This is a genomic window from Spirochaetales bacterium (assembly GCA_016930085.1).
In the GTDB taxonomy this organism is placed as follows: domain Bacteria; phylum Spirochaetota; class Spirochaetia; order SZUA-6; family JAFGRV01; genus JAFGHO01.
On record JAFGHO010000055.1, the window covers coordinates 1 to 11,966 of the forward strand.

The window sequence follows — 11,966 nt, forward strand, 5'->3', positions numbered from 1 at the left end:
CCCGTCACGTTCGCCGAACCGATCACCGAATAATCGGCGTGAAACTCTTCCTCGTCCACCCCGTCCGGCGTATAGTAGTAACGGAGGGTAAGCCCGCTCATCTGAACGGCCGAGCCGCTCCGGTTCACGATATTGAGGGAGGGCTTTATCTGGGAAGAAGACGCCGAGGTCTCGGCGCACATGTACTCGACCCGGATGTCGCCGTCCGCCCCTTCGGGAAGCGGGGTCGGGGTGATACTCGGATCGAGGGTCGGGGTCGGGTCGGGCGTGCCGCCCCCCTTTTCCCAGGCGATTCCGGCCATCCCCAGGAGAAACGAGGCATTGTAGTCGAGGGCGACCTCGTTCATCGTGTAGTCGTTCACGTCGTCGGTGTAGTTGTCATTGCTGTCGGGCCCGCCGACCAGCGCCCCGACCATCCCTTTCGTGTTGCCGTCCCGGTTTGGTTCGTTCGCGCGGTGGTGGGGGTGCTTCGGCGGATTGGTGAGGTAATTGGTGACATATGAACCGTTCCTCGGGTTGCTTCCGAGGGTGTAATTCATGGTAACGTCCGCGGTTTCGAGATACCCGTCCCAACCGATGCATTTATAGGCGAGGTACCCCAATCCGGCTTCCGCGCACGCGTAACGGAGCACGCCCCAGCTGTCGAGCCACGGGAGGCCGTAGGGTGTTTTCGTGCATTCGTCGCGGTACCAGGTGAGGTTGTTGATCACCCCGTAGCGGAATTTGGCCTTTGCCGTCAGCTGCGCCATCTTGAGCATGACGAAGACCGTACAGTCGTCCCACGCCGGTGCCCACTGCTTGTTGTAGTTGTCGTCCCCGTAATCGTTCTCCGTGGTGTCCATCCAGTACTCCACGTCCTCGAGCAGGGAGTAACTCCCCCCCGCGATATGCAGCCAGACCGCGGCCCAGGCGAGGTCGTCGTAGTGCGAGGTACTCGGGTAGAACGATCCCTCGTCGCACCTTCCGACATTGGTAATACCTATATTGTAGATTTCCTCGGCGGCGGTAAGGCACCGGTCCGCATACGAGGAGTCGATACTCCGGTAGTTGAGCGACATGAGGACCAGGGCGGCCGCGGCGAGTCCGCAGACATCGGAACCCGTACTCGAGAGGTTCGCCTTTTTCACCGGCCTCGAACCCGTCTGGTTTTCCGGCGGGCCCCAGTAGCCGTGGTCGGCGTTCCCTTCACCCACCTCGTAGTAGAGGGTGTTCCGGTCCGGGTGGCAGGCGAGGATGAAATCCGTGAAATACTTGAGGGTGGAAAGCATTTTATCGGTAATCCCGGCATTGTCGAACACGGATGTGTATTCGTAGTACGTCCATCCCAAAACCGATGCTGTCCAGAACTGGGGAAGACCGAATTTGACGTGATCGCCGGCGTCGTGGTAACCGCCGGTCAGATTTATCGAGCCGTCGGCGTCACCGGTATGGCACGCCCCGCGCCAGGAAGAAAAAACATTGTCCCTGCCCGCGTCCGGCCCGCACTTGTTCGCGTCGAAAAACCAGAGCCCCTTTTCAAGGGCGTCATGGTAATCGTAGCCCCAGACGAAAACGCCCGTAAAAAAGAGCGCGGCAAGTCCTATAACTTTTATTTTTACTTTCATCGATTGCCTCCGTTATTGATGTTGTTTTTTTGTTGTCGTCATTGTAGCAGAAAGATCATGGGGGGCAATCGGGTGAAACGCTTAAACGGGTATGGGGAGAAAGCCTATGGGGACAGGGCCTAATAGATAACGCGGCTACCCAATCGTTACCGCATCCCCCTCACTCTTCCCCGTCTCCGGCGCTTTCGTCCGGGACGCCCTTACGGCCGCCCCGCCTGAACTTCCCCGCCCGCTCCATGAAGCAGATAATGCGGCCCGCCGGTATTTTTTTTTGTTCCTTTGCCTTCCATAGATTGCCGCAGCCGCGGCAGAGGTGGGTGTTCGCGAGAAACGGAGAGGCGACAAGCGCGCACACGCCACCCGCGAGAAAAATGACGCCCGCTATCGGGATAAAAAAAACGAACGCGCCGAGTCCCATGAATACGAAACCGGACGCGGCGATATAGCCGGGCCGGAGTTTCCGTGTCTCATGGGAAGAGCAGCGCGGACAGACGTAATCGCTTTCTCTGGTAAACATGAAAAGTATCCCTGCCGTACAATACTCTTTTTCACCGTCCGGGGCAAGACCCGTGCATCGAAAGATTCATTCTCATAAAAATCGCACGGTAAAAACAAGGCCGGGAAGCGTATTAGGAACGAAATATTGTATTTGACTTTGTAGACCATTTGACTATAATTAAAGTATACATTCGTCATTCGAGGACCCGAATTGTATTACAACATAACCGTAACGATATATTCCCGCACAATTTCTTTTTGATTCGGATAGTTAATTTCAGGAGTAATACGGCGGTTTTTCATGGAAAAAAATTTTTTATCCGGACAAACATCATCTGAAAAAGAATCGAAGCAAAAGAAAAAATTAATGCGAACAGGTTATTATCTCTTCGATGTCGGTACGGGGACATGGTGCGGTTCGGAGGCGGTCGACAGAATATTCGGTATTGAAACCGGTTACGGGAGAACCGTCGAGGGATGGCTTGACATTGTTCACCCGGACCATAAAAAAATGATGCGTGATTACCTGCTCGATCATGTCATCAATGGAAAGAACAGGTTCGACAAACAATACAAAATAATAAATGTAAAAACAAAACAGATACATCTTGTCCATGGCCGCGGGGACCTCAGACTGGATAACGACGGGAACGTCACCCATGTTTTCGGCATAGTGGAAGACATGAGCGAAAATGAAAATACCGGACTGGATTTTCTCGAGAGTGAAGAGCGTAATAAAATCATAAGCGAAATTACGACGGATTACACCTTTGTCGTTGCCGTGAACGACGACGGGACAATGGAAATACAATGGGTATCCGATTCTTTCGTGAAGCTTACCGGCAGAGATGTCACCGAAGTTAAAACATCGAAAATGTGGAAACATGTCATTGATGAGGATGATTGGGATAAATTCAACGATTTTATCAAAAAAGTGCTTGCGGAAAAAAAGGCGGGCGAACTGGAATGCCGCTCGGTGAGGGGGAAAAAGGGGAAATCCTGGATTCATATATATGTCTATCCGAAGACGAATGAAAACGGCAGGTTATTTATTATCGGCGCCGTAAAGGATATCTCGGAAAGAAAAGAAGCGGAAATCATGCTTGCCGCCGAACATGAACGGCTTCTTGTCACGCTTCAGAGTATCGGGGACGGCGTCATCGCCACGGACACAAAAGGCGGCGTGGTGATCATGAACAGGATCGCGGAAGACCTTACCGGCTGGAGTCAGGAGGAGGCGGAAGGACGGCCCCTTTCCGAAGTATTCGTCCTCATCAATGAAATCACACGGCAGCCGTGTGAAAATCCCGTCGACAAGGTGCTTGCGACAAAACAAATCGTCGAACTGGCGAATCACACGGTTCTTCTTTCAAAAAACAGGAACAAGCCGGAAATAATCATCGCGGACAGCGGGGCGCCTATCTTCGACAAGGAAAAAAACATCATCGGCGTCGTTTTGGTATTCAGGGACATAACCGAAAAGCAGCGACTGCTTGAAGAAGCCCAAAAAGCCCAGAAACTGGAATCCCTCGGGATTCTGGCCGGAGGAATCGCCCATGATTTCAATAACCTTCTGGGAGGTATTTACGGGAACATAGAACTGGCCGCCATGAACTCGAGAAATACCTCGGTTAAAAAATTTCTCGAACATACCGTCAAAACGATCAATAGGGCGAAAAACCTGACGGGCCAGCTGCTTACTTTTTCAAAAGGCGGTATACCCATAAAAAAAACCGAGCCGCTCGCCCCATTTATCAAGGATACGGTGAAGTTTGTTTTAAGCGGGTCGAATATCGAATGCAAATTCGTTTTCGATGACGATTGTGCGTATTGCAGATTCGATAAAAACCAGATCGGGCAGGTTATCGATAATATCGTTATAAACGCGATTCAGGCGATGCCGGACGGCGGCACGATCGACGTATCGGTCTCCAACACCATTATACATGAAAAAGAGTATCCGAATCTCGGACCGGGGAAATACGTCAAAATATCAATCAGGGATCGGGGCAGGGGAATTCCAAAGGACATTTTACCCTATATATTCGATCCGTTTTTCACCACAAAACAGAAAGGAAGCGGACTCGGTCTTGCGACAAGTTATTCGATTGTCTCGAATCACGGCGGCGTCATAGAGGTGGAATCCGAGGAAGGAACCGGAACGATATGTCACGTCATTCTGCCCGCCTTCGACGAAGACGATACAATGGAAGCCGACGATCGGAAACCGGGATTGATGAAGGGAAAAGGAAAAATCCTTTTCATGGACGATGAACAAGTCATACGTGAAAGTATTGGTGAAATCCTGAAAATGCTCGGCTACAGTTACCTCACCGCCAAAGACGGTAAAGAAGCTCTTGCGGTATTCAATGATGAAAAAGAGAACGGGGCGCCATTTTCCGCCGTTATCCTCGATCTTACCGTTCGGGGGGCGATGGGCGGAAAAGAAACGGCGCGTGAAATCAGAAAAACCGACAGGGACGTGCCGATTTTTGTTTCAAGCGGCTATGCCGACGATCCCGTGATCGCACATCCGTCCGAATACGGCTTTACGGACAGCATAATAAAACCTTTTAGCGTATCCGAACTCGCGAACCTGCTCGAAAGAAACTCGAAACGGTGATCCGGGAGGAGTCAACGTCTGACTGCCGTATGTCCGGCGTATCGCCGGGCAGCCTTTTTTTATTCCTTCCCGAAGATCGTTATGCCGCCGGTCTGCACCCACGGGAAGAGAGCGTCCCCGAAGTTTATTCTTTCCCGTGAAATATTCCCGATCGACCGCAGCATATCGGATATATTGCCGGTAATCATGGTCTCGGATACAGGGTATTGAATCTCGCCGTCCCTGATAAAATAGCTGTTTTTCGCGACCGCGGAAAAATCTCCGTTATCATTCGGTTCGCCGCCGGAGACGCGGCAGAGAAGAAGCCCCTTTTTTACTTCCGAGATCATTTTGTCGAGAGGGGTATTCCCCGGCTCGACCACATAACACCTGCCATTGTTCGCCGCCATGGGCAGTCCGGTCTTGTTCGAACCATAGAGTGAAAGGAGGAAGGAAGAGAGAACCCCCTCATCGACAATGGTAGCGTCCTTTACCTTGAATCCGTCGGAGGTGACGAAGTAGTGGTAGGAAAGCTCGTTTGACAGGGGACGGGAATGAAGGGTGAAGCATGGAGACGCGACAGCTTTCCCGAGGCGTTCCTTGAAAACACTTGTTCCGGAGACAAGGTAATAATCGGAAAGCTGCCTGGTAAAAAATTCGATAACAACCTGAAGGCAGTCGGGCGTGATAATAATGTCCCCCTCGAACTTGCCGGGAATATTGCCGAGTTCGAGTTGTCCGGAGGATTGCCGTAAAAGGGTCGCCACCGAACCGCAATCGACGAGTTCGTTATCGAGACGTTCCCTCATGAACGATGAATAATTGAATGAAGAACTTTTATTTCCCTTTCTTGTCGTAAACATGGTGGAAAACCCGTACACCCCTTTCCCGACCGAAAAATCCACACCTTCCGAATTGAGAATCACGGCGTTGTCTTTTTTAAAGTCGAGGATGACGCCTTCAAGAATCGTATCGGGAAATTGCGCCTTTGCCGTCTCACAAAACGAAGCGAGCCGTTCGAACATGGTATCCTTTTCGGGTTCCGCATAGCCCGCCGAAAATTTTTCGGGCGGCTGTTTCCCGGCCATATCATAGGCCGTATCCTGAGGCGATGATGCGGCGATGGTGAAAATGGTCTCAATGGCTTGATCGAGGTTGTTCTTTTCGAGTTTATTGACGGAAAGCATACCAAGACGGTTGTCCCTGATCATCTTCAGGTGGCAATTTATATCAAAGGTTGTCCGCATAAGGGAAAATTTACCCGTTTCGATATTCATTTCTTCCTTCTTCACCCGGTTCAGAACCACCTGTGATTTATCCGCGCCTTTTTTCTGCATGGCTTCGATACAATATTCAGCGATCTTTTTGTCATTTTCCATATCACGCATTGCTATTTCCCTCCGATTGTTACCTTGCATTTTATCGCCGGACCGCCCATGCCGACCGGGATGAGCTGTTTCTTGCCGCAGAATCCGCCGTTTATCCAGGTCATGTCTTTTGAAACCATACTCACCGTTTTCAAAACATCGAAAGCGATACCGGAAATGGTCGTATCCTTGATTGCCCGTTTCAGCCTGCCCCCCTTGATCTCATAGCCGAGTGTGATTCCGAAGGTAAACTCCCCGGTCGAATCGGCCTGTCCGTTGCTTGTCTTGAGGAGGTAGTATCCGTCCTCGATTCCGTCGATCATCTCTTCGAGGGTGCTCCCGCCGGGAAGAATGGCCGTGTTCCTCATCCTGATAAGCGGTTCGTCCGAAAACGAATACGCCCTGGCGTTGCCCGTCGGAGCATGATTGAACTGCGCGGCGGTCTCCTTGCTGTGCAGATACCCTTTGAGGATTCCCTTTTCGATGATCACCGCGTCCTCTCCCTTCGTCCCCTCGTCATCGACGTAAACGGGGACGGGGCAGGTCTCTTCAAGGGCGGTATGCGCGAAATCGATGAGGGTGATGAGGGGGCTTGCCGCTTCTTTGCCCATGTAATCGGGGGCGACGGACCCGCCCAGAATGATATCCGCTTCCGTCGTGTGTCCGAGGGCTTCATGCGCCAGGATACCGGCAAGGCTGGAATCGAGGACGCACTCCGCGCAGCCCGCCTGAGGGAAAACACCCTCGCATTTTTTCACAAGATGTTCGTGAAGGATATCGATCTCCCGGAAAAGGTCAGACGGATCGTGAAAGACATCCTCGAATTGTCCCAGACCCCCGAACACCTCATAGAGGTCGACCGGCTGTCCGTCTTTGGAAACGGTCAGCGACACGATGATATTCGAACGGGGTATCATCGAATAAAACCGGGACCCGTATGAAGTGACCACCGATTTCTCCATATCGAGACAGCGAAGGCTTACCGTCCGGCTTGAAACCGGCTTAAGTTTTGTCTCGATATAATTGTCGATCTCTTTGACAAACGCGACGAGGGACTCCCGGTTCAACCTGGGTTTATTCGTCGAAAAATCGTTATGTGAGGTGACGGGTGTCCGATCCAGTGTGATGTCTTCCCCGTCGACCTTTGAACTCAAAAACCCGGCATTATCCGCCGCCGACTTCAGGACGGAGGTCACAGCGGGATCGACAAGTTCGGGATGGGACGCAAATCCCCATAATCCTTTCCTGAAAACACGCGCCGACACACCGCTTTCCGACCGGTAATCGTTTCTCATCAGATTCCCCTTCACGAACGCGACGGATAACGAACGGTTATCCTGCATCCTGAGTTCGGTATAGCCTGCAATATGGTTATTGAAACGGCTGAGATCTTTGTCAATCACCCTGGCACCTCCGTAACGGGAATAAGATATCCGGATGTTTCATGGAGATATTCTCCCTGACGCTTCATTATGGTTTATACGGGACATATGGTCAAGTGAAGAAAAAAAGAAAGCCCGATACGCTTTTATACCGATATTAACCAATGAAAAGGATACATGAACGCCCGAATCAAAAGCCTGCCGCTTATGCTGTTATTGTTTCTTCTCCTCTTTATGATTCTCCTGAGCGTGGAGTTTTACCGGGAGAACTTATATCCCACATTCACCGTCATCGTTCTTCCAGACACCCAATATTACACATTCAGGTATCCCCACCTGTTCGACGCCCAGACGAGGTGGATACGGGAAAACAAATCCGCAATGAACATTCTGTTCGCCTTTCATGAGGGGGACGTCACCGACCACAATACCAGGGAAGAATGGGAACGGGCATCGAAAAGTATGGAACTCCTCGACGGAGAAGTACCGTACGCAATCGCGCCCGGCAATCACGATACGGGCCGCAATGCGAACACGAGAAACACGGCCCTTTTTAACAGATATTTCGGCGTATGGCGGTACAGGGATTGTCCGTGGTTCGGCGGGTTATATGAAGAAGGGAAGATGGATAACTGTTATCATTATTTCAATGCGGGACGTCTCCGTTACCTTGTTTTGGTGCTCGAGTTCGCCCCCCGCGACAGGGTATTGGAATGGGCGAATACCGTCGTCGAACGGCACCCGGAACACAGGGTGATCATCATTACCCATTTGTATCTCTATTCGGACAACACCCTCCACGGATCGAAACGATCGCACGCATGGGCTCCCGCCGCCTATGGCGTGGGACGAAGCGCGGAGGGGGCGAACGACGGTGTCAGGATGTGGGACAAACTCGTCCGGAGGCATAAAAACATCTCCTTTGTTTTCTGCGGCCATACCCTGAATGACGGGAACGGCATCCTTGTCTCGAAAGGGGATCACGGCAATACAGTCTATCAGATGCTGATCAATTATCAGATGAACCCGGAAGGAGGCGGCGGGTATCTTCGAAGTATCGAGATAAACCCGAATACCAATTCGGTATCGATTCAAAGCTATTCGCCGTATCATGATCTCTATATTATCGATGAAAACAATGAGTTTATTCTTTCCGGGGCGGAAGTCGGGGCGGTCAAATAAAAAATGCGAAACTTTTTTCCCGTTATCCCTTGACCGAGCCGGCTAAAAGACCGCGGATAAAGTACTTACCAAGAAGGATATAAATGATGAGTGTCGGGATTGCCGCGATCAGTGCCCCCGCCATCTGGACATTCCATTCCACGATCTGGCTTCCCGCCAGGTTCCGGAGGGCGACGGTAATCGGCTGATCCACCGGGTTCTGGACAAGAACCACCGCGAAAAGAAACTCGTTCCATATATTGGTGAACTGCCAGATGATGACCACGACAAAGGCGGGTGCCGAAATGGGAAAAATGATCCGCAGATAGATATTGACGATTCCGAACCCGTCAAGCTGGGCGGCTTCGATGAGTGAATCGGGGATTTCAAGGTAATAATTCCTGAAGACAAGGGTGGTGATCGGGATTCCGTAGACGATATGGGTGAGAATCAGACCGGGCAGATGCCCGTACAGCCGTATCCCGCTTAAGAATTGGACCAGCGGGATCAGAATGCTCTGATAAGGGATAAACATGCCGAAGAGCATGACGATAAAAATGACATTCGCCCCCCTGAAACGCCATTTGGAGATCACATAGCCGTTCAGGGAACCCAGCAGGGATGAAACGATCGTGGCCGGGATGGTGAGCAGAAAGCTGTTGAGTAAATTGGGGGTCAGCCTTCCGAACGCGGCGGTAAAACCGTCAAAGGTCAGCGCCCTGGGGAGGTCCCACATATTCTGGATATTCACTTCCCTGAAACTCTTCAATCCGGTGACTAAAAACACATATATAGGGACGAGAAAAAAAAGCGCGGAAAGAATCAGGAAGAGATAGATACCCGATCCGGCTATATTTTTTTTCACCCCTGAGGCGATCGTCATCCCGTTATCCTTCCTTCTTCCGTAAAACATAGTAGAGATAAGGACAGATCACCAGCGCGACCATAAGCAGCATGATGATCGAAATGGCGGCCCCTTCGGCATAATGATTCCCCTGAAACGTGGTCTCGAACATGTAGATGCCCGGCATATCCGTGGCAAATGCGGGCCCTTTGCCGGTCATGGTATACACGAGGTCGAATATTTTCAGTGAAACATGGCCCAGGACGATCATTGCCGAAAGAATGATCGGTTTGAGTGAGGGGATGATGATCTTCATGAATATACGGAAACCGCCCGCGCCGTCCATTCGTGCCGCCTCGATGATCTCATCGGGGATCCCCCGAAGCCCGGCAAGGAACATCGCCATGATATAGCCGATATACTGCCATGAAGCGGCGATCACCACCGGAATAAGGGCCACATGGAAGGTGAAAATTTGCGAAGGATCGATATACCAGTTCCAGGCGGCAAACGAAAGACCTATCCGCTCGAGAAGGACATTCACTCCCACCGTGGGATTGAAGATCCACCGCCAGGCGACCCCGGTCACGACAAAGGATATCGCCATGGGGAACAGAAAAATGTTTCTGAAAATATTTTCTCCGCGGACGATGTTGTCGAGCAGCATCGCGAAAACCAGCCCCCCGCAAATACAGACGGCGAGAAAGAGAATCGTGAAATAGAGGGTATTCCAGAGATCGATCTGAAAGCGCGTGCTCGAAAAAAGCGATGCGAAATGTTTGAAACCGACCCATGTGAAGTTCGGAAGCTGGCCGTCCCAGGCCGAACAGGCCACACGGAACGTCCATGCGATGAATCCGTAGACAAAAATGAGTACCAGTATGAACGACGGGACCACAATGGCGATACCGATAATGACATCTTTTTTCGATCGAACCATCCTCACTCCTCGCGCGCGGCCCTGCGCCGCGGTACCCCCATGACAGGTAAAAAATGATCTCTTTCTTTTCTTATATAAACAGCCTTATGAAAGGAAGGCCGCCCGAAAAGCAGCCTTCCCTCATTATATAATTCTTTTCCCAACCTGCTGTCAAATAATATTTAAATAAAATCCTTTGCCACCTTCGCGAACTCGGAAGCCGCTTTTTCCACATCCTTGTCCGTGACAAAAAGACTCATGATATCATTGATTTTTGTCACCCAGCCTTCGGCGGCGGCGGCCCCGTGCGCGACGCTGGGAACGATGATATTGGAGGCAAAGTCTTCCATGGCGGAGTTGAGATACGCGTCATAGAGGGCCGGGTCCCCGTCGGTTCTGCTCGGGATCGAGCCTTTTTTGGGATTGAAGGCGTCCTGGCCTTCTTTCGACGCGCAGACGGCAAGCCATTTGACGGCATTGTCCCGGTGCGGGGCCCCTTTCGGAAGACCGAAAGAGTCGGATAACATGATGAAGCTTCCCGAGGTTCCCGGTGACGGCACGTAACCGAACTCGACATCAGGGGTAAGGCCTTTCGACTTGAAGTAGCCTTCCGCCCAGTCGCCCATAATCGTCATGGCGCATTTCCCGTCGATTACGTATTGCGCGGCGGCGTCCCAGCTGAGTGCGGCGTGGTCGGTGTTGACGACCGAAAGAACCGTGACGAAGTTGCCGAGCGCGGCCTTGACGTCGTCCCCGTCCCACGCGGTCGAACCGTCCCACAGACCATTATATTTCTCCGGCCCCAAAGACCCGAGCAGGATCGATTCGAGCAGGTGTACCGATGCCCAGATCCCGTTGTCGCCGAGCGCGAGGGGGATGATTCCCTTTGCGGCCAGTTTTTGTGCGACCATTCCGAAGTCTTCAAAGGTGACCGGCGCTGAAAGGTTGTTGTCGCTGAAGATCTTCTTGTTGTACCAGAGAACATTCGAGCGGTGAATGTTGACCGGAACGCTGTAGATATCGCCTTTGTAGGAGATGATATCGATCACACCGGGCGGGTAATCGTCCATCCAGCCATTATCTTCGAAGATGAAGGTGATCGGTTCCATTTTACCCGCAACGACCCATGAATCGATCAACTCGTGACCGGCATGAACCTGGAAGGAATCCGGGGGATTTCCGCCCTGCATTCTCGTTGCCAGGACGGCCTTTGCATTCGAACCGGCGCCGCCCGCGACGGTCGCGTTGATGATCTCGACGGTCGGATATTTCGATCGGTAAATCTTGAACATCTCTTCAAGACCGTCCGCCTCGCCGCCGGCTGTCCACCAGCTGAATATTTCCAGTTTCGGTTCCGCCTTTTTTCCCTCACATGCGGCAAACGAGAGCACAAGCAATGCCGCGAGAAAAAAAACAATAATTTTTTTCATATAAACCTCCTTTAGGATTTTGGATGTTTTTGCAAATATCATACCAGTCGGGGCAAAATAGAGTATATTTTTATCTATCGATATTATAGGGAATTATCATGTACCAGGATTGGACGGTCGCAGTGAAACACCGGCGCAATCGTTATATTGTTTACTTTA

9 protein-coding genes are annotated in these 11,966 nt (G+C 51.5%); 2 read left to right on the top strand and 7 right to left on the bottom strand.

What is annotated here, in order from left to right; translation table 11 throughout:
* Together JW881_08820 and JW881_08825 are read right to left on the bottom strand one after the other, a co-directional pair.
* On the bottom strand, positions 1 to 1,604 hold a 1,604-nt coding region (locus tag JW881_08820), incomplete at its 3' end, for a glycoside hydrolase family 9 protein (protein MBN1697601.1).
* A gap of 160 nt (positions 1,605 to 1,764) precedes the next feature.
* Positions 1,765 to 2,121 carry a hypothetical protein gene (locus JW881_08825; protein MBN1697602.1) on the bottom strand — a complete coding sequence of 119 codons (357 nt, stop codon included), beginning with the start codon at positions 2,119 to 2,121 and terminating at the stop codon, positions 1,765 to 1,767.
* Between the two features lie 282 nt (positions 2,122 to 2,403).
* Between JW881_08825 and JW881_08830 the strand changes: the two genes are divergently transcribed.
* Positions 2,404 to 4,725 (top strand): PAS domain S-box protein, encoded by a 2,322-nt coding sequence (locus JW881_08830; protein MBN1697603.1) that lies wholly within the window; start codon positions 2,404 to 2,406, stop codon positions 4,723 to 4,725.
* A gap of 59 nt (positions 4,726 to 4,784) precedes the next feature.
* On the opposite strand, the gene JW881_08835 is transcribed toward JW881_08830, so the two are convergent.
* The gene (locus JW881_08835; protein ID MBN1697604.1) at positions 4,785 to 6,092 is read right to left on the bottom strand and encodes a TldD/PmbA family protein; all 1,308 of its coding nucleotides are present in this window, start codon (positions 6,090 to 6,092) and stop codon (positions 4,785 to 4,787) included.
* A 2-nt stretch (positions 6,093 to 6,094) separates the two neighbouring features.
* The gene (locus JW881_08840) at positions 6,095 to 7,414 is read right to left on the bottom strand and encodes a TldD/PmbA family protein (protein MBN1697605.1); all 1,320 of its coding nucleotides are present in this window, start codon (positions 7,412 to 7,414) and stop codon (positions 6,095 to 6,097) included.
* Positions 7,415 to 7,630: 216 nt separating this feature from the next.
* Here JW881_08840 and JW881_08845 point away from each other — a divergent pair, with 216 nt between their 5' ends.
* Positions 7,631 to 8,635, top strand: coding sequence for a metallophosphoesterase (locus JW881_08845; GenBank protein ID MBN1697606.1), 1,005 nt, complete (start codon positions 7,631 to 7,633; stop codon positions 8,633 to 8,635).
* A 22-nt stretch (positions 8,636 to 8,657) separates the two neighbouring features.
* On the opposite strand, the gene JW881_08850 is transcribed toward JW881_08845, so the two are convergent.
* From JW881_08850 to JW881_08860, 3 genes are all read right to left on the bottom strand, one after another.
* A complete protein-coding gene (locus JW881_08850) occupies positions 8,658 to 9,497 on the bottom strand; it encodes a carbohydrate ABC transporter permease (protein MBN1697607.1) in 840 nt (279 codons plus the stop codon).
* Positions 9,498 to 9,501: 4 nt separating this feature from the next.
* Positions 9,502 to 10,398 (bottom strand): sugar ABC transporter permease, encoded by an 897-nt coding sequence (locus JW881_08855; GenBank protein MBN1697608.1) that lies wholly within the window; start codon positions 10,396 to 10,398, stop codon positions 9,502 to 9,504.
* Between the two features lie 161 nt (positions 10,399 to 10,559).
* On the bottom strand, positions 10,560 to 11,807 hold the full coding sequence (locus JW881_08860) for a carbohydrate ABC transporter substrate-binding protein (protein MBN1697609.1): 1,248 nt from the start codon (positions 11,805 to 11,807) through the stop codon (positions 10,560 to 10,562).
* Between the last annotated feature and the right edge of the window lie 159 nt (positions 11,808 to 11,966).

Bases quoted from the DNA above. Each gene is read 5' to 3' on its own strand.
- JW881_08830 (MBN1697603.1), top strand. From the start codon at position 2,404: ATGGAAAAAAATTTTTTATCCGGACAAACATCATCTGAAAAAGAATCG.
- JW881_08825 (MBN1697602.1), bottom strand. From the start codon at position 2,121: ATGTTTACCAGAGAAAGCGATTACGTCTGTCCGCGCTGCTCTTCCCAT.
- JW881_08855 (MBN1697608.1), bottom strand. From the start codon at position 10,398: ATGGTTCGATCGAAAAAAGATGTCATTATCGGTATCGCCATTGTGGTC.
- JW881_08860 (MBN1697609.1), bottom strand. From the start codon at position 11,807: ATGAAAAAAATTATTGTTTTTTTTCTCGCGGCATTGCTTGTGCTCTCG.
- JW881_08835 (MBN1697604.1), bottom strand. From the start codon at position 6,092: ATGCGTGATATGGAAAATGACAAAAAGATCGCTGAATATTGTATCGAA.
- JW881_08845 (MBN1697606.1), top strand. From the start codon at position 7,631: ATGAACGCCCGAATCAAAAGCCTGCCGCTTATGCTGTTATTGTTTCTT.
- JW881_08850 (MBN1697607.1), bottom strand. From the start codon at position 9,497: ATGACGATCGCCTCAGGGGTGAAAAAAAATATAGCCGGATCGGGTATC.
- JW881_08840 (MBN1697605.1), bottom strand. From the start codon at position 7,414: ATGCAGGATAACCGTTCGTTATCCGTCGCGTTCGTGAAGGGGAATCTG.